Source organism: Virgibacillus litoralis (assembly GCF_017873675.1).
GTDB classification, from domain to species: domain Bacteria; phylum Bacillota; class Bacilli; order Bacillales; family Amphibacillaceae; genus Lentibacillus; species Lentibacillus litoralis.
The window spans coordinates 26,276-44,669 of the sequence record NZ_JAGGKK010000002.1; the positions used below are offsets into that span (position 1 = coordinate 26,276).

Sequence of the window (18,394 nt, forward strand, 5' to 3'; positions counted from 1 at the left end):
CTCCTATAATTCTTTTTATATTATACTTCTCTTACTTCTCTTACTTCTCTGACTACCACTCGAACTCCTTCTACCTTAACCACCTTCACAGGCCTATTACTCTGAATAAACCCGCCTTCTGATACAACATCTAAACGTTCGTCATCAAATACAGCTGTACCTGATGGACGCAACTGAGTTACCGTTACACCTTCCAACCCTATTAATTCCAGTCGGTTTACTGTAGAAACATACCCAAGTTCTGTTGATGTCTGGTCCTTTAATATAATATGGCGAAAAAATCCTTTTTCCATCCCCATCGTTTTAAAGAGTATAATAGAAGCAATTATAGCCACTATAAATGCAATACCTATGCTCATCGACATATGACCGATATCCTGTCCTGATATAATCAATGAACCGACCACAGACGCAACACCAAGCAAACCTGCAATTCCTCCAGGAACAAAGAACTCTGCTATTATCAATACTAAGCCTAAGATTAATAAAATAATAGCCTCCATTCCTGCCAGACCCGCAACTACATGTCCATAGAAGAACAAAATTAACGATAGCAATCCCATTATACCTGGAATACCAAAACCAGGTGAATACAACTCAACAATCAACCCGAGACTTGCTATGGATAATAATATAGGGACTACAACCGGGTTAGTTATGAACCTTGCTATATTTTCAGATAATGTGGGTTCCTTCTCAATAATAGTTGCGTTGCTCAACCCTAAATCGCTCAGCATTTCTGCCCGATCTTTAACAGTGGCTTTTGAATAACCAACCTTAACAGCTGATTCAGGATCCAGAGTAAGATACTTACCTTTCTCAGCACCATATTCCGGGAGATCTATACTCGGATCTGCCATTGCAGCCGCATATAACTTATCCCTTCCTTTTGATTCAGCTGCACTTTTCATTGCACTTAACCATGCGGATTCTGCCTTCTTATCCGCCGCAGTTCCATCTTGATTAATAACACCACTAGCTCCCATGTTTGCTTGTGGTTTCATATAAATATTATCTGTGTTTAATGCAATATAAGACCCTGCTGACAATGCCTGATTAATAACAAAAGAAGTAGTAGGTAGCTCAAGGTCCTGCAGCAGTTCTGCAATCTGTCTTGCAGAATCCACTCTTCCCCCAGGTGTATCGATTTCAAATATTATATGATCTGCACCCTTTGCTTCCGCCTCTTTTGTTGTTCGGGAAAGAAAGGCTTCCAGTCCACGTTCCACTTCATTTTCTATCGGAATAACATAAACGACCTTTCCGCTACCACTGTCTTCTGCTTTAATTACTGAAATTGCGCTAAACAGTGACGCCGATAAAAAAAATACAAGCGTTAAAATTATGTATTGTTTAAGTCTATTAACAGGCACACAGCATCCCCCCCTTTCTATAATACCTTTATTTTTACATACGATTTATATATGTAAATGGTTTCATTTCAGCCATATTAGTTCATATTAGTTAAATAGTATCACAATTAGTTCTAAAGATGGTATATTTCGTAAAAAGTTAAATGAAAAAGCCTCGTCAAATCTGACAAGGCTTTTTATATTACTAATTAATTTAAATTTTTTTGAACAAGCCTGTTAATTTGTGCACCATCAGCCTGACCCTTAACTTTAGGCATAATTGCACTCATAACTTTTCCCATATCTTTTTTGGAAGTTGCATTTACTTCCTGAATCGTAGACTGAACTAATGCCTCTAACTCATCTTCTGATATCTGTTCTGGCATATATTCTTGTAAAATATTGATTTCAATTTCAAGTTTTTTAACAAGATCATCACGTCCAGCTGATTTAAACTCTTGGAGGGAATCTTTCCTTTGTTTTAACTCTTTAGATAGAACAGTTAATTCTTCGTCTTCAGAAAGTTCTTTGTTACCAAGTTTTATCGATTCATTTTGTAGTGAAGCCTTCACCATTCTAACAACACCAAGGGTATCTTTATCCTTGTTTTTCATGGCATGCTTCATATCTTGGTTCAGCTGTTCTAATATTGTCATGCTCTTGCACCCTCTTTAGAATTTACGCTTTCTAGCAGCTTCAGACTTCTTCTTGCGTTTAACGCTAGGCTTTTCATAGTGTTCACGCTTACGATATTCTTGTAGTGTACCACTTTTTGACACACTACGCTTAAAGCGACGAAGAGCATCCTCAAGATTCTCGTTTTTACGAATGCGAGTTGTATTTGACATGCTAATTTCCCTCCCTCCGAAGCAAAAAACAAAAATGTACAGACATGAATAATATCTCATGTCTCTGCTAATTATAATATAACCCTACTTACAGGTCAACTTAAAAATAGTACTTATATACATAGAACATTATATTAGGCAGTTAAGAAACCTGACTGAATGCCGAATCTGCATCCAACACCATCTATGAAAATAGGTAAAATGGAAATCAACGTGAATAAGTGATATCACATTAATTATACTGACTAACTTTTAAACTTTATTACTTAAAATGTCTTTTTATCAAAAGTATAAAGTGCTTTCTTACAGCATACTCCAAAGTTTTCTAATAATTATCTGTCCCTTTATTTCCTGCAATAATATCAACACCTGCACTAGCACCAATCCTAGTGGCACCAGCATCGATCATGGCTTTTGTGGATTCAAGATCACGAACGCCACCTGATGCCTTAACGCCCATTTCACTTCCAACTGTTTCACGCATAAGCTTAATATCATGAACAGACGCACCACCACCGGAAAATCCTGTAGAAGTTTTCACAAAATCTGCTCCAGCCTGTTTAGCCAGTTGGCAGGCTCGTACTTTTTCATCATCGGACAATAATGAAGTCTCAATAATAACCTTTGTTAGTGCTTTCCCTTCTGCAGCGTTAACTACAGCTTTAATATCATTTTTGACTGCTTCATCATTGTTCGACTTTAGTTCCCCAACATTAATAACCATATCTACTTCTGTTGCCCCATCTTTAATTGCTTGCTTTGTTTCAAACACTTTTGTTTCTGTAGAAGTAGCTCCTAATGGGAAACCAATAACAGTACACACTTTAACTTCAGTATTCTTTAAATTTTCGTAGCAAAAAGGTACCCAATACGGATTAACACATACTGAAGCAAATCCGTTTTCACTTGCTTCTTTTACAATCTGGGCAATCTTCTCTTTTTTTGTATCTGGTTTTAACTGGGTATGATCAATATATTTTGCTAAATCCATATTCATGTATATCTTCCTTTCATGTATGGTTATACCAACTACATTTAATCCTATTTATCATGCATATTAAATTATAAAATACGAGTGTTCGAAGTTAAGAAGTGGCTTTAATATTTGAGTTTGTGGCACTTTCCATAACACGGACAAATGTACCTTCATTAAACGGATAGCCAGATTTTGTTATCTTTATTCGAACGATTTTTCCAATTAGATCTTGAGTACCTTTGAAACGCACTTTTAAATAGTTATCTGTATAGCCAACCAAATAATCTGTATCTTCTTCGGACACGCGTTCTTCCGGTATAACTTCCAGAACTTCATTTTCATAATCTGAAGCATACTCTTTTGCTAATTGCTTTGAAAGTTCAATCATTTGATGTACGCGGTCATTTTTTACGTCCTCATCAACTTGATCTTTCATGCGTGCTGCAGGTGTACCCGTCCTTCTCGAAAATGGAAAGACATGTAGTTCTGAATAGCCAACATCTTTAATAAAGTTGTAGGTTTCCATAAACTCCTCATCCGTTTCCCCTGGAAAGCCAACAATTACATCTGATGTAATTGCCAAGCCGGGTAGAGCTTTACGGATTTTGTCTACCTTTTGTTTATAAAATGCGCTGGAATACTTTCTCCTCATACGATTTAATACTGAGTCAGAACCTGATTGCAGAGGAATGTGCAAATGGCGGACAATTTTAGTTGATTTATTAAGTACATCGATTACTTCATCTGTAATTTGACTTGCTTCAATAGATGAAATTCGAATCCGTTTAAGTCCATCAACATTCGCTTCTAATTCATGAAGTAGTTTTGCAAAGTTATAATCACTCATATCTTCCCCATATCCTGCAGTATGAATACCGGTTAAAACGATTTCCTTATACCCTGCGTCAACTAAATTCTGAGCTTGAGATACTACATTTTCGGGGTCTCTGGACCGTAATAATCCTCTTGACCATGGAATGATGCAGAATGTACAGAAATTGTTACATCCCTCTTGAATTTTTAGCGATGCGCGTGTTCGGTCAGTAAATTCAGGTACATCCATTTCCTCAAAGACACGGTTTTTCATTATGTTCGTTACACCATTAATCGGTTCACGTGTTTTTTGGTGTTCTTCAATATAATTAATCATTTGTTTTCTATTTTGTGTCCCGACAATAACGTCAACACCCGGTATCTCCATTATCTCACCTGGAGAAGTTTGGGCGTAGCAGCCTGTTACACAAATAACTGCTTCAGGGTTTTTACGGACAGCCCTTCTGATTACTTGTCTGCTTTTTTTATCTCCTGTGTTTGTTACTGTACACGTATTAATTACATATACATCAGACTGATGATTAAAATCAACACGTTCATAACCATTATCTTTAAACATGTTCCAAATTCCTTCAGTCTCATAATGATTCACTTTGCATCCTAAAGTATGAAATGCTACTGTCGGCATTATCTGCACCTCAATTCTTCAAATTGGTAAGAAATACTTGCTAACACATATAAAGGAGCTGTTTCAGTTCGTAATATTCGTGGTCCTAACCGAACGGAAGTAAAACCATGCTGCTTTAATTGATCTGCCTCTTTTTCTGAGAAACCACCTTCTGGGCCAATACAAACTAATACTCGATTTCCAGGCTCCATTCCACTTATAATCGTTCCAAATGATTGGAACTCCGAAGTTTTAGCTTCTTCTTCATACGCAAACAATTTAATATCATACACAGAACTTTCTTCAATTAACTTTTCTATTGTTGTGACGCCATTAATTTGTGGTATCTTGGTTCGGTGACTTTGCTCACTTGCTTCTTTAACAATTTTAGAATATCGTTTAAATTTCTTTTCGGCTTTTTTTGCATCCCAAACGACTACAGATCGTTCTGCTTGTATTGGTGTGAATGCAGATGCACCAAGTTCTGTACCTTTTTGCAACACCAATTCAAACTTATCACTTTTTGGTAATCCTTGAGCAATTGTAACCTCTAGTGGTAGTTCAGACGACTCGTCCAGCCATTCCGTTATAACCAACTGTACACTATCATTATCTGACGATGTAATTTCACATATTGCTGCTTTACCATTCGGGTGATTACATATAATATTGTCTCCGGCCTGTAATCTCATCACTCGATTTATATGATGCGCATCATCTGCCTTAATAATAACTTCATCTTTTCCCCAATTAGTTTCAGGAACAAAATAGCGTTGCAAGTTAAGCACCACTTTTCTATTGATTCTTTCTAGCTATTATGGAAACCCAATCTTCCATTTCATTTATTTCCAGAATACGAAAACCCTGTTGATTCAACTTATCAACCACCATTTGTTTCTTTGCTTGGATGATGCCTGATGTAATAAATATACCGTTCGGTTTGAGATTGTTCCATGCATCCTCCACAAACCTGACGATTATCTCAGCTAAAATATTGGAAACGATCATATCTGCCTTCATATTAACACGATCAAGCAGGTTATTCTGTTTCGTGATTATTGATTTATCTACCTTATTCAGTTTTGCATTTAATTTTGTGCTCTTCACTGCAATTTCATCCAAATCAAATGCATAAACTTCATTGGCACCTAATAAGCCTGAAGCAATGCTCAATACTCCAGAACCACAGCCAACATCTATTACATTATCATTTTCCATTATATACCGTTCTATACCTTGAATACTTAAAACTGTTGTTGGGTGTGTTCCGGTACCAAACGCCATACCTGGATCAAGCTCGATAATTACTTCATCACTCGATACAGCTTCATAGTCTTCCCAGGTTGGAATAATCGTTATTTTTTTTGAAATTTTAACTGGTTTATAGTATTTCTTCCATGCTGTTGCCCATTCTTCTTCATGTATTTCGCTTAATGTTATCTGGTTTCTGCCTAAATTAATATCGTAAAGCATTAAATTGTTAATAGCTTGCTTAATTTCATTAACTGTTTCTCCCAGAAAACTATTCACTGGTAAGTACGCCTTTATATAAACACCCTCTTCTGGGTATTCATCCGCATTTAATTCGTAAATTTCACCAAAGAAATCATCACGTTCAGCTGTCAAATCAAGTGGGTCTTCAATAACAACACCGGTGGATCCGGTTTCGTGTAGAATATTAGAAATTGGTTCAATAGCCTCATTAGTCGTATGAATGCATATTTCTGACCACTTCAAATCAATCCACTCATTTCTTTAAAAAATAAAATCGTTTATGTATGCGGTGTTGCTGTAACACCGCTCTTAATTCTTGTATCTTTTGTTCCTATAAAATCTTCACAGTTGATATAAACTGCGAACTAACTTAAAAAATTGCTGAGTGCTATGACACCGCTTCGGAAATACACTTCGCGCACCTAGGGCGGCTGTCGAGCCTCCTCGTGCTGCGCACTGTGGGGTCTCGCCGATGCCTTTCCTCCCGCAGGAGTCTGCGTGTATTTCCTCCGCTGTATTTGCTCACTTATTCAATAAAATAAAACGTCTAATTCAGCAGATGGAATATGCGAGACTCCTGTGGGACAGCGATCCTAAGAGACCCCACAGGGAGCGTTCTTTGCGAGCGAGGAGGCTCGTGGGGAGCCCACGGAAAGCGAGTATATTCCAACTGCGTGGTTAGAGAACTACACTAAAAATACGAATTGGTTACCTTCGGTCTACTTCGCATTTTATAGAAAAAGTGTAACAATCATTTAGCTTTTAAATGCGTTCTTAAACCGTTGGAAAAAGGAACCTTCTTGTTCATCTGTTGCTTCATTTCCGCTTATTTCATTAAATTCACGCAGTAATTCTTTTTGACGATCTGTTAACTTATTAGGTGTTATTACTCGTACCTGTACATGTTGATCTCCGTGACCAGTTCCACGAACATTTGGAGCCCCTTTCCCCTTAAGGCGGAAGACTTTGCCTGTTTGCGTTCCAGCTGAGATTTTTAACATTACATTACCATGCACAGTTGGAACTTCTATTTCATCACCTAGTGCTGCTTGAACGAAAGTTACAGGTAACTCACAGAATATATGATCACCTTCACGCTCAAAGAAGTCGTGTGATTTCACTTGAATCACTACATACAAATCCCCTGGTGGTCCACCATTAACGCCTGCTTCACCTTTGCCAGAGACACGAATTTGTTGTCCTTCATCAATACCTGCTGGAATGGAGATATGGATTTTACTTTGCTTTCTTTCCTTCCCTGTTCCGCCACAAGTATTACATTTTTCAGGAATAATCTTCCCTGTACCATTACAATGATGACACACACGACGGTTTACAACACGGCCAAACGGAGTGTTTTGTTCCGTATTTAATTGTCCTGACCCCTCACAATGTGAACATGTTTTTGTCTTTGTACCAGGCTTAGCACCTGAACCGTCACATGTTTCACACTCTTCTTCCTTTGGTATACTTACATCTGTTTCTTTTCCAAAGATAGCTTCTTCAAATTCTAAAATCATAGAATACTGTAGATCAGCACCTTGCTGCGGGGCGTTTGGATCACGTCTGCGACCCCCACCGCCAAAGAACATATCAAAAATATCACCAAAACCGCCGAAGTCCTGTGCTCCGCCTCCAAAGCCGCCAAAGCCTTGACCTTGTGCACCTGCATGACCAAATTGATCATATTGCTGACGTTTTTGGTCGTTACTTAATACTTCATATGCTTCTTTTGCTTCTTTAAACTTCTCTGCTGAATCTTCTTCGCTATTCACATCTGGGTGGTACTGTCTTGCCATTTTACGATATGCTTTTTTTATTTCATCTTTTGAAGCACCTTTTTCGACTCCAAGTACTTCATAATAATCGCGCTTACTCACTTGTAAATCACTCTCCCGGACACTATTGCATAAATTTTATCTTATCATCAATTACTCCTTTATAGCAAATAAACTTTTAAAAGAGTGAAAAGTCAAAGCCAAGAGACTCCTGACTTTGACTTTAATCAATTGATTCAGCTTAATTATTTATTCTTTTCTTCGTCGTCAACTTCTTTATAATCAGCATCTTCTACATCTTCAGAACCTTGTCCTTCTTCCTGACCCTGTTCTGCTTCTGCATCTTGCTGCATTTGTTCATATAGCTTAACAGAAAGCTGTTGAACTTGTTCTTGTAAAGTTTCTTTCTTTTCTTTTATTTGTTCAATATCATCTGCATCAATTGCTTTTTGCAGTTCTTCCTTAGCATTTTCTGCATTTTGTTTTTCTTCGTCAGAAACTTTTTCACCAAGGTCCTTAATTGTTTTATCAGTGGTAAAGATAAGCTGTTCAGCCTCATTACGCAATTCTATTTCTTCACGACGTTTCTTATCTTCCTCTGCATTCTCTTCTGCATCTTTAACCATTTGTTCAACCTCTTCATCTGATAAACCTGAAGATGATTTAATCGTAATGGACTGCTCTTTGTTTGTTCCTTTGTCTTTCGCACGAACATTTACAATTCCGTTAGCATCAATATCGAATGACACTTCGATTTGTGGCACTCCTCTTGGCGCTGGTGGAATATCTGTTAATTGGAAACGCCCTAATGTTTTGTTGTCTGCTGCCATCTCACGTTCACCTTGAAGTACATGAATATCTACAGCTGTTTGATTGTCTGCAGCAGTTGAGAATACTTGTGATTCACTTGTTGGAATTGTTGTATTACGCTCAATTAGCTTAGTAGTTACTGAGCCCATTGTTTCAATACCAAGTGAAAGAGGTGTAACGTCTAATAATACAACATCTTTTACATCACCCTGAAGTACGCCACCTTGAATTGCAGCACCTAGTGCAACTACTTCATCAGGGTTTACGCCTTTAGAAGGTTCACTGCCAATTTCACGTTTAATTGCATCTTGAACTGCTGGAATACGTGTAGATCCACCAACAAGAATTACTTTATTAATTTTATTAGCTGATAAATCAGCATCTTTAAGTGCTTTACGTGTTGGTTTCATAGTACGCTCAACCAAATCGGATGACAGTTCATCGAATTTAGCACGAGTCAAATTCATTTCCATATGCAATGGACCAGCGTCACCTGCAGTGATAAATGGAAGTGAAATTTGAGTTTGTGATACGCCAGATAAGTCTTTTTTAGCCTTTTCTGCTGCATCTTTCAAGCGTTGTTTAGCCATTTTATCCTGGGAAAGATCAATACCATTCTCTTTTTTGAATTCTTTAACCATGTGGTCCATGATAACTTCATCAAAGTCATCCCCACCTAAACGATTATCGCCAGCTGTTGAAACAACTTCAAATGTACCATCACCAATATCCAGGATGGACACGTCAAATGTTCCTCCACCTAAGTCATATACAAGAATTGTTTGATCCTGGTCTTCTTTATCAATTCCATATGCTAATGCTGCAGCTGTCGGTTCGTTGATAATACGCTCAACTTCCAAACCAGCGATTTTACCAGCATCTTTTGTTGCTTGGCGTTCTGCATCATTAAAGTATGCAGGAACAGTAATAACAGCTTTTTCTACTTCTTCACCTAAGTAATCTTCTGCGTAGGATTTGATGTGCTGCAAGATAATTGCTGACACTTCCTGTGGTGTATACTCTTTATCTTCAATTTTCACTTTATAGTCTGTACCCATATGACGTTTAATTGATTGAATTGTGTTAGGGTTTGTAATTGCTTGTCGTTTTGCTACTTCCCCAACTTGACGTTCACCATTTTTGAATGCTACTACAGATGGAGTTGTACGGTTACCCTCTGGATTTGGGATAACTACTGCCTCTCCACCTTCCATTACTGACACACATGAGTTTGTTGTACCTAAATCAATTCCAATTATTTTACTCATAATTAATTTCCTCCTTCACTACTTATCCGATTACTTATTCACTTTGACCATTGCTGGCCGAATTACTTTATCTTTTAGCATATAACCTTTTTGTAATTCTTCCACAACTGTATTAGATTCCATTTCCTCTTCTTCTACTTGCATAACAGCATGGTGAATATTAGGGTCAAATGTTTTTCCTACGCATTCTATTTCTTCAACACCTTGTGCTTTTAATGCGTCTTTTAATTGTCGGTATACCATAGATATACCATCAACAAAGCCTTCACCCGCATCATTTACTTCGACTTGTAATGCCCGGTCAAAATTGTCAATTGCGGGTAGTAACTCATTTACAAAGTCTTCTGCTTTATATTTACGTTCCGCTTCTTTCTCTTTTTGAGAACGTTTTTTGAAATTATCAAATTCCGCTTTTGTTCGAAGCATTCGCTCCTGAAGTTCATCTTTTTCCTGCTTAAGTTGGTCTACTTCCGCTTTTAGGCTTTCCATTTTACTTTCATCTGATGAGCCCATTTGCTGCATTCCATCTTGTTCATCATTATCAATTACATCAGTAATAGTTTCTTCATTTTTTTCAGTTGCTTGAGTTTTACCCTTATTTTGTTCTTCCACTTACTGCCACCTCCTATTATAAAATTGCCACGTTAGAATATATCACGAATAGCTTTATAAATAAACAAATATACATTAAGAAACGGGAATTGTCTCCATTAATTTGAAGTGACTTACTTCACTCATTATTTTTGTACCACATGTACAATGCATCAGACATTTCATGTGATAAAGTGTTCAGTAAATTAACGACCCGCTTATATTCCATACGAGTAGGACCTAACAGTGCTATTGTACCCATTTGATCTTCATTTAATTGATACGTAGCAGTAATCAGGCTTAAATCTTTGATAGCATCCACTTTGTTCTCATGGCCTATTCTCACTTTAATACCATTCGTAGTATCTTTTAAGAGATTGGCTATTTCGTCTTCCTTTTCCATCATGGAATAAAATGATCGAATTTTATCAATATCTTTGAATTCGGGCTGCATTAAAATATTTGTTTTACCACCAAAATATAATTTAACAGGGTTCTCATTAAAGAAGGCAGCTTTCAAATAATCATACGATTTTTCAAAATCTGTAATGTACTTATTCATAAGGTGTACAATTTCAGTATTTAACTTTTCAGGTAACCTTACAATTGGCACTCCATACAACCGATCGTTTAGGATATTAACCATTTTTTCCAAATCTGATGTACTTATTTCTTCCGGAATAGAAAATGAGCGATGTTCAACATGTCCCGTATTAGTAACTAATATTGCAACAGCAGTTTGCGATGATAATGTGACAATCTGCAATTGTTTTAATTTTGTCTCAAACACTTCTGGTCCTAAAATTATTGATGTGTAGTTAGTAATATCAGATAGTATTTGAGCAGACTTTTGAACAATCTGTTCAAATTCGAAAAAACCATCTTGTATAACGTTATTAATTAGCTTTTTATCACCTTCTGTTACTTGTGGTGAGACTAGGTGATCGACATAGTAGCGATATCCCTTCTCAGAAGGAATTCGGCCAGAGGATGAATGCGTCTTTTCCAGAAACCCCATCTCTTCCAAATCAGCCATTACATTCCGAATGGTGGCGGAACTAAAAGCTATATCACCTTTTTTTGATATAGCACGTGAACCTATTGGTTGTGCTGACTCAATGAAATCATCAATTATGACTTGTAATATCAGTAATTGTCTTTCTGTTAACATGATGATCACCTCTGTTAGCACTCCGTCCTTTCGAGTGCTAATGCTAATAATAAATTATCAAATCCTTATTTTTTTGTCAACGTACATGCATTAAATCTTTTTCTTCTAATAAAAATTGTTCGAATACCTCATTACCAAATAACATACCTTGGTCAGTAAGATAAAGGTTGTTGGTATTCTCGGCAAGCCATCCTTTTTGGATTAAGGAAGATACTGCATGTTTATAGATTGTCTCATATGAAAAGCCAAATTTCTCATGAAAATGATTCTTATTAATGCCTTTCGTTTTACGTAATCCAAGAAACATTTCTTCTTCAACCATTTCTTTGATACTAATTTCTTCCGTATTTAATATCGGCTTCCCTGTTTTCATAGCTTCTTTTACATAAGCGGGTAAAGGTCTGATATTTCCTGTCCGTTTGCCAGGGAGATATCCATGAGCTCCAGCTCCAAACCCGTAATAATATTCATTATTCCAATAGGTCAGATTGTGTTGACTTTCGTAACCGGTTTTCGCAAAGTTACTAATTTCATAATGATTCACACCTTTTTGGCGCATTGTATTTTTCAAAATCTCATACATTTGAACTTCCGACTCTTCTGGAGGACGATGCAGTTTACCCTTTTTATGCCGTTGATAAAAGACAGTTTTTGGTTCAATTTGTAATGCATATGTTGAGTAATGAGGCAGCCCGAACGATACTGCCTCATCTAAAGAGTTTTTAAATTGTTCGACTGTCTGGTTCGGCAATGCATATATAAGATCAATACTAATATTATATAAACCGTGTTGCTGCAATTGATTAATGGTAGTATATACGTCTTTCACTGTATGCAGTCGCCCTAATTCTTCTAGCATCGCATCGTCAAATACTTGCACACCTAATGATATCCTGTTAACACCATAGCTACTTAGCAGTTTAATTTTCTCTCCGTCAAAATCACCAGGATTTGATTCAATCGTAAATTCTTTACAGCTTTCAACGTCAAACTTGTTATCGATTATTTTCATTAAAGAACGCAATTGTTCCATGTTTAATGAAGTAGGGGTACCTCCACCAATAAATATAGTATCTACCTTGTTCTTCGTACCATTTATATTTGTGTTTATTTCATTTGAAAGTGCCTCTACATACTCTGTAGCTAATTTCTCATTGTAGAAAAACTTTGTAAAATCACAATAATGACAAATCTGCTGGCAAAATGGTATATGAATATAAACGGAATTAACCACAATTATCCTCTCCAATGCTTAGAAAACTTGGCTTCTCATAAAAGGGATTCCTTCGAAAGCATATTTTGCTTTCTTAGAACCCCTCATTCTATGTAGTGCAAGTTTTAATGGCAAAAGCCATAGTATACTTACTTTCTAAAATTTCTAAGAAAGGGATGAACTTTAAGCAGGAATGCCTTAAGTTCTCCCTTAAAAAATTAATCATCATCCATTTGTAAAACGGCCATAAACGCTTCTTGTGGAACTTCAACCGATCCTACCATTTTCATACGTTTTTTTCCTTCTTTTTGTTTTTCCAATAATTTACGTTTGCGTGTTATGTCTCCACCATAACACTTGGACAATACATTTTTGCGCATTGCTTTAATAGTGGAACGTGCGACAATTTTATTTCCGATTGCCGCCTGGACCGGAACTTCAAATTGCTGTCTTGGAATAAGATCTTTCAATTTATCGACAATCAGTTTTCCTCGTTCATAGGCAAAATCACGATGAACGATAAATGATAAAGCATCAATCGTTTCGCCATTTAACCATATATCCATCTTTACTAAGTTTGATGGACGGTAGCCGATTAAATCATAATCAAAAGAGGCATAACCTTTTGTATGAGATTTTAACTGATCAAAGAAGTCGTACACTATTTCAGAAAGAGGAATTTGATAAACGACGTTCACACGTACATCATCCAAATATTCCATGTCGATAAATTGTCCACGCTTCTTTTGGGCGATTTCCATTACAGGCCCAACATAATCATTTGGAACCATGATTGTCGCCTTTACGAATGGTTCATAAATTTCTTTAACAATTTGAGGATCTGGCATAACGGATGGGTTATCCACTACAATTGTAGTGTCATCAGTCTGCTCTACCTCGTATATTACACTTGGCGCTGTTGTAATTAGATCGATATTAAACTCACGTTCGATCCTCTCCTGAATGATTTCCATATGTAACAAACCAAGAAATCCACAACGAAATCCAAATCCCAGTGCCTGTGATGTTTCTGCTTCATATTGTAATGATGAGTCGTTTAATTCCAGTCGTTCTAAGGCTTCACGTAAATCATTATATTTATTAGAATCAATTGGGAATAATCCGCAAAATACCATAGGATTTAACCTGCGATAACCAGGTAGTGGTGTTTCTGCCTGGTTATTGGTATGTGTAACAGTATCACCAACCTGGGTATCACCAACGTTTTTAATCGATGCAGTAAGAAATCCGACATCACCAACAGTTAATTCATCTTTTGCTACTGGTTTTGGTGTAAAGACACCAATTTCATTAACCTCAAATTCCTTTTCAGTTGCCATCATCTTAATTTTGTCTCCAACCTTTACGGAACCATCTTTAATACAGACATAAGCTATAACACCGCGATAGGGATCATACAATGAATCAAAAATAAGTGCCTTTAAAGGGGAGTCTGGATCACCAGAAGGAGCAGGTATATCTGTAACAATCCGATCCAGGATTTCATCTACTCCAATATTATCTTTCGCAGAAGCTAAAATAACATCGTCTTTATCAATACCAATAACATCTTCAAGCTCCTGTGCTACCCGTTCCGGATCAGCATTTGGAAGATCTATTTTGTTAATAACGGGGATAATTTCCAATTCATTATCCAACGCAAGGTAAACATTCGCTAATGTCTGGGCTTCGATCCCTTGGGCTGCATCAACTACCAGTATTGCACCTTCACATGCCGCGAGACTTCTTGATACTTCATATGTAAAATCGACATGTCCAGGTGTATCTATTAAATGGAACGTGTAATCTTCTCCAGCTTTATTTTCATAATGAAGCTGCACAGCATTTAATTTTATTGTTATCCCACGTTCCCGTTCTAAGTCCATCGCATCAAGAAACTGTTCTTTCATTTCCCGCTGTGTCAGTGCTTTTGTATTTTCAAGAATTCGATCAGCCAAGGTTGATTTTCCATGATCAATATGCGCTATGATCGAAAAATTACGTACATTACTTTGTTTCTTCACCATAAGTGATGCTCACTCCTACTTGTCTTTTACCGTTTCACCAATAAAAGTGCAAATTTAAGACGTCAATAACTAGCATTGATTATAGCAACTGCATCACATACAATCAAGGACTAAAGGAGTGAGTAATAGAATTCCCGTTAAAAAAAGACTTGAACGATCTGATATATAACTTCTACGACTATTTCATAAAATCCTTGCACACTTGCTTCTAAGAATGTAGCCATTTTTTGCGTGAAATGTACTGGCGCTTCTGCTGTCATTATATCTTCACTAGTTGTTTTTTCTACTGCCATAACCTGTTTTTCATCCACTTTTTCTTGGATTATAGTATTGTCAGTACTTTGGATTTTGTCAGTTGCATTTTCTCCTCGATCTAATCCCACTACGATACCAACCAGAAAGAATAGTGCAAGTAACAAAAGAACAACTAGAGAACGCATATAATTTCCTCCTACTGATTTTTATTTACCTTTTCAGCATCCCAATACAGTTCACTAAATACATCTGCAACAGCATCTGCTGTACGATATAATTCATCTAAATTATTGTCGACCCCACCGAATTCTACTACAAGCGAATTTTGAGATAGATCCTGGTTATAGATACCATTACTTCTAGGACCTTTTTTCTTAATTACCCCTCTGCTTAATCCGGGATATTTTTTTTCAATCATATTATGAAGTTTTGTTGCTAAAGCTAGATTTTTTTCATGAGAAGCATATTCTGCCCCTACAACAAAAGCAATTTTCGCATATGCTTTTCCATTTATGGATTTTGTTGTTTTATCCCGTCTTTGAGAATCACGGTGTAAGTCAAAGACATATTGAATTTCTTCATTGGATGCAAAGGCTTCTTTCACGACTTTCCTCGAAGCCGTATACGATTGACCATATCCCCATCCGTTATTGTTTAATATTTTCATGATATCTGTATTGTCAACACTTGACCCAATGCCATTTGATTCTAATGATTTAGAGAGCCTATCACTGACTTTCGTAATGTTTACTTCACCATGCTGCGCCAAATCAGGGTCAGTGACATCAGGCAAATGCGGTAAAAAAGATTCTCTGTTATGTGTGTTGTAAATAAAAACTACATCCTTATCACCGGTGTCTAACTGCTCTTCGTCTTTATCTTTATCTGGTTCTTTTGTTGGGTTTTCAGATTCAGTTGAATCATCAACAACTGCTTCTCTATCTTTTAAAATTTCATCAAGAGGTGGTGCAGATTCAACTGGTAAGTTGGTATAGTTGGTCCCTTCACCAGCAATAATTATTTCGTTTTCAAAGGTAGAAAATCCAGGTAACTCCTTCCCGAGTAAGCTTCGTGTATCATTCGGTTTGATACTTGTTGCCATTTGAAATGCAACGCTTGACAAGTTTGGTAATGCTTTATCTTCTGGGTATGCTCCCTTAAATGCTCTATTTTCCATTCCCATAAGATAGAGAAAGGTGGAACTATCAAGGTCACTAGTCCAAGTTGTTATCGTATGGGAAGAGAATCGATAGGCTGGTGCTACTGTAGTTAAAAACCCTATTACAACAAATAAAATAATCAAACATATAAAGTAAGCACCACTTTTCTTATAGAAATGATTTAACACGTTTTTCTTCCCATTATTTTGTCTATTCCCGAGATACATGGTTCCACCCCTTCTGAAGTAATCCTCAATGGTAAAATCTATGAAATAACTTCAGAAGATAGAACAAATTCTTTTAAATTTATAAAAATGATAGAGATTTACAAGAGTGATTATCTCGTATATGAAGCGAAGTTTTCTACAGTTATTTTTTCATGGAGAGCTGCATTTAAGCCAGTTGCTATTAAAGTTGCCATATCCTTCATAAAGCCATCTACTTCCTTAGGAGTTACCATTAAGTTATGACCTATTGGTGTCAGTACTTCTTTAATTAAAGATTTTTTTTCTTCTTCTGTTAAATTACCTACTATTCCAAGAAAGGTCTCACGTTTTTCTTCATCTGGTAAGTCTTCTTCTGTAAATTCTTTGTTTCCAAAAGATAATGCAGCAGGTGCTAATGATTTGGAAGGGTTATCTTTTTCTTTCCATTCCCTTCCAAAGTGCTTTAATATAAAATCGATAGTATCACTCGTAATCGTCACCGCATCAACAACTGTTGGAACTCCTACTGCAAAAACGGGTATTCCCAATGTTTCCTGACTAAGCTCTTTCCGTTTATTTCCTACACCAGATCCTGGGTGTATTCCTGTATCCGAAAGCTGGATTGTTTCATTCACACGTTCAATCGACCTTGATGCTAATGCATCAACTGCAATAACAAAGTCAGGGTTAAATTTTTCTACTATACCAAATATAATATCACTTGTTTCCATTCCAGTTACTCCCATTACACCAGGAGTGACTGCCGCAACAGATCGATAGCCTTCCGATACTGATTCATGTTCCAATTGAAACAAATGGCTTGTTACCATAATTTTATCAACGGTCATTGGCCCAAGTGCATCTGGAGTTACGTTCCAATTGCCCAGTCCCACTATTAGACCATTGCCATCTAGCGGAACTTCATTTTTCTCGAGCAATTGTTCTAACTCTCCCGCAAATATCTTTGCAGCTGACTCCTGCCGCTTCGTATCCTGCTTCTTAACGCCATCAGCATAGATTGTGATATATGATCCTGGTTTTTTGCCAATCATTTTTTCGCCTTCAGCATCTACTTCGACATAGGATATAGTTATATTATCTTCTTGTCGTTCTTTTACTGTAACTCCTTTTAACTGTTTTTGTTCATCCTCTTTATCCACATACATATCCTTTGCTTCTACAGCGAGATCTGTTCTTACTTGGTATTCCTCTTCGTTATTTTTCATTACCGAAACCCCTTTTTACTTTTTTAGGATTTTTCCTTATATATAGGCTTAACTATTTCAATAAAAAACATACGAGAGCGAAATAAAGCTATTGAAAAGGTTGGGTTCGTTTGGTAGAATGTCATTTGTTAGCAGTTAAGAAAGTATAAATTCCTTCTTACTGCATAAGTGCAACTAAGGCACTCGCCATTAAGGCTTGGCGTATGCCAAGTTTTCTAATAATGTAACGATATGGTGTTTAATTAGGAGGTGAAACAATGGCTAATATTAAATCTGCTGTCAAACGTGTTGAAACAAATAAAACAAAACATGAACAAAACCTGCAATATAAATCAGATATGCGTTCACAAATTAAACGTGTTGAAAAATTGGTTGAGAATAAAGATGTTGAAAATGCAAAATCTGCATTAGAAACTACAATCAAGAAAATTGATAAAGCTGTACAAAAAGGTGTAATTCATCAAAACAACGGTGATCGCCAAAAATCTCGCTTAAGTAAAAAGGTTAATGAACTAAGCGCATAATAAACAAATAAAACGATCCCTGTTAAAGGATCGTTTTTTGTTTGTTTTAGTTTA

Annotated in this window: 17 protein-coding genes; 1 reads left to right on the forward strand and 16 read right to left on the reverse strand. The window is 36.7% G+C overall.

The features are described from left to right. Positions 1 to 20: 20 nt before the first annotated feature. The 16 genes from J2Z82_RS02410 to gpr all read right to left on the reverse strand — a co-directional run bounded on the left by J2Z82_RS02410 (position 21) and on the right by gpr (position 17,816). Positions 21 to 1,373, reverse strand: a complete 1,353-nt coding sequence (locus tag J2Z82_RS02410) for an NfeD family protein (RefSeq protein WP_209479207.1) — start codon at positions 1,371 to 1,373, stop codon at positions 21 to 23. Between the two features lie 188 nt (positions 1,374 to 1,561). Continuing rightward, positions 1,562 to 2,008, reverse strand: coding sequence for a GatB/YqeY domain-containing protein (locus J2Z82_RS02415; protein ID WP_209479208.1), 447 nt, complete (start codon positions 2,006 to 2,008; stop codon positions 1,562 to 1,564). A 15-nt stretch (positions 2,009 to 2,023) separates the two neighbouring features. Beyond that, positions 2,024 to 2,200, reverse strand: a complete 177-nt coding sequence (rpsU, locus tag J2Z82_RS02420) for a 30S ribosomal protein S21 (RefSeq protein ID WP_092492519.1) — start codon at positions 2,198 to 2,200, stop codon at positions 2,024 to 2,026. Between the two features lie 325 nt (positions 2,201 to 2,525). After that, positions 2,526 to 3,197, reverse strand: coding sequence for a deoxyribose-phosphate aldolase (deoC, locus tag J2Z82_RS02425; protein WP_209479209.1), 672 nt, complete (start codon positions 3,195 to 3,197; stop codon positions 2,526 to 2,528). 88 nt (positions 3,198 to 3,285) lie between these two features. Next, entirely contained in the window at positions 3,286 to 4,638 is a 1,353-nt protein-coding gene (gene mtaB, locus J2Z82_RS02430) for a tRNA (N(6)-L-threonylcarbamoyladenosine(37)-C(2))-methylthiotransferase MtaB (protein ID WP_209479210.1), read from the reverse strand. Further along, the gene (locus J2Z82_RS02435) at positions 4,638 to 5,396 is read right to left on the reverse strand and encodes a 16S rRNA (uracil(1498)-N(3))-methyltransferase (RefSeq protein WP_209479211.1); all 759 of its coding nucleotides are present in this window, start codon (positions 5,394 to 5,396) and stop codon (positions 4,638 to 4,640) included. Before J2Z82_RS02435 ends, mtaB begins: the two co-directional genes overlap by 1 nt. A gap of 16 nt (positions 5,397 to 5,412) precedes the next feature. Then, on the reverse strand, positions 5,413 to 6,354 hold the full coding sequence (gene prmA, locus J2Z82_RS02440; protein WP_209479212.1) for a 50S ribosomal protein L11 methyltransferase: 942 nt from the start codon (positions 6,352 to 6,354) through the stop codon (positions 5,413 to 5,415). A gap of 512 nt (positions 6,355 to 6,866) precedes the next feature. Further along, positions 6,867 to 7,991 carry a molecular chaperone DnaJ gene (dnaJ, locus tag J2Z82_RS02445; RefSeq protein WP_209479213.1) on the reverse strand — a complete coding sequence of 375 codons (1,125 nt, stop codon included), beginning with the start codon at positions 7,989 to 7,991 and terminating at the stop codon, positions 6,867 to 6,869. Between the two features lie 143 nt (positions 7,992 to 8,134). Continuing rightward, positions 8,135 to 9,967 carry a molecular chaperone DnaK gene (gene dnaK, locus J2Z82_RS02450; protein ID WP_209479214.1) on the reverse strand — a complete coding sequence of 611 codons (1,833 nt, stop codon included), beginning with the start codon at positions 9,965 to 9,967 and terminating at the stop codon, positions 8,135 to 8,137. Between the two features lie 30 nt (positions 9,968 to 9,997). Continuing rightward, positions 9,998 to 10,579 (reverse strand): nucleotide exchange factor GrpE, encoded by a 582-nt coding sequence (grpE, locus tag J2Z82_RS02455; protein ID WP_209479215.1) that lies wholly within the window; start codon positions 10,577 to 10,579, stop codon positions 9,998 to 10,000. 118 nt (positions 10,580 to 10,697) lie between these two features. Further along, entirely contained in the window at positions 10,698 to 11,729 is a 1,032-nt protein-coding gene (gene hrcA / locus J2Z82_RS02460; protein ID WP_209479216.1) for a heat-inducible transcriptional repressor HrcA, read from the reverse strand. A 76-nt stretch (positions 11,730 to 11,805) separates the two neighbouring features. Next, on the reverse strand, positions 11,806 to 12,966 hold the full coding sequence (gene hemW / locus J2Z82_RS02465; protein WP_209479458.1) for a radical SAM family heme chaperone HemW: 1,161 nt from the start codon (positions 12,964 to 12,966) through the stop codon (positions 11,806 to 11,808). Between the two features lie 194 nt (positions 12,967 to 13,160). Continuing rightward, positions 13,161 to 14,969, reverse strand: a complete 1,809-nt coding sequence (gene lepA, locus J2Z82_RS02470) for a translation elongation factor 4 (RefSeq protein WP_209479217.1) — start codon at positions 14,967 to 14,969, stop codon at positions 13,161 to 13,163. Positions 14,970 to 15,106: 137 nt separating this feature from the next. After that, the gene (locus J2Z82_RS02475) at positions 15,107 to 15,409 is read right to left on the reverse strand and encodes a hypothetical protein (RefSeq protein WP_209479218.1); all 303 of its coding nucleotides are present in this window, start codon (positions 15,407 to 15,409) and stop codon (positions 15,107 to 15,109) included. Between the two features lie 11 nt (positions 15,410 to 15,420). Next, a complete protein-coding gene (gene spoIIP / locus J2Z82_RS02480) occupies positions 15,421 to 16,611 on the reverse strand; it encodes a stage II sporulation protein P (RefSeq protein WP_209479219.1) in 1,191 nt (396 codons plus the stop codon). Positions 16,612 to 16,721: 110 nt separating this feature from the next. Continuing rightward, positions 16,722 to 17,816 carry a GPR endopeptidase gene (gpr, locus tag J2Z82_RS02485; protein WP_209479220.1) on the reverse strand — a complete coding sequence of 365 codons (1,095 nt, stop codon included), beginning with the start codon at positions 17,814 to 17,816 and terminating at the stop codon, positions 16,722 to 16,724. A 257-nt stretch (positions 17,817 to 18,073) separates the two neighbouring features. Here gpr and rpsT point away from each other — a divergent pair, with 257 nt between their 5' ends. After that, the gene (rpsT, locus tag J2Z82_RS02490; RefSeq protein WP_209479221.1) at positions 18,074 to 18,340 is read left to right on the forward strand and encodes a 30S ribosomal protein S20; all 267 of its coding nucleotides are present in this window, start codon (positions 18,074 to 18,076) and stop codon (positions 18,338 to 18,340) included. Positions 18,341 to 18,394 lie beyond the last annotated feature (54 nt).

What these genes read in the sequence shown, in the direction of transcription:
- J2Z82_RS02415 (WP_209479208.1), bottom strand. Translation starts at nt 2,008, where the DNA reads ATGACAATATTAGAACAGCTGAACCAAGATATGAAGCATGCCATGAAA.
- rpsU (WP_092492519.1), bottom strand. Translation starts at nt 2,200, where the DNA reads ATGTCAAATACAACTCGCATTCGTAAAAACGAGAATCTTGAGGATGCT.
- deoC (WP_209479209.1), bottom strand. Translation starts at nt 3,197, where the DNA reads ATGAATATGGATTTAGCAAAATATATTGATCATACCCAGTTAAAACCA.
- mtaB (WP_209479210.1), bottom strand. Translation starts at nt 4,638, where the DNA reads ATGCCGACAGTAGCATTTCATACTTTAGGATGCAAAGTGAATCATTAT.
- dnaK (WP_209479214.1), bottom strand. Translation starts at nt 9,967, where the DNA reads ATGAGTAAAATAATTGGAATTGATTTAGGTACAACAAACTCATGTGTG.
- hrcA (WP_209479216.1), bottom strand. Translation starts at nt 11,729, where the DNA reads ATGTTAACAGAAAGACAATTACTGATATTACAAGTCATAATTGATGAT.
- lepA (WP_209479217.1), bottom strand. Translation starts at nt 14,969, where the DNA reads ATGGTGAAGAAACAAAGTAATGTACGTAATTTTTCGATCATAGCGCAT.
- J2Z82_RS02475 (WP_209479218.1), bottom strand. Translation starts at nt 15,409, where the DNA reads ATGCGTTCTCTAGTTGTTCTTTTGTTACTTGCACTATTCTTTCTGGTT.
- spoIIP (WP_209479219.1), bottom strand. Translation starts at nt 16,611, where the DNA reads ATGTATCTCGGGAATAGACAAAATAATGGGAAGAAAAACGTGTTAAAT.
- gpr (WP_209479220.1), bottom strand. Translation starts at nt 17,816, where the DNA reads ATGAAAAATAACGAAGAGGAATACCAAGTAAGAACAGATCTCGCTGTA.
- rpsT (WP_209479221.1), top strand. Translation starts at nt 18,074, where the DNA reads ATGGCTAATATTAAATCTGCTGTCAAACGTGTTGAAACAAATAAAACA.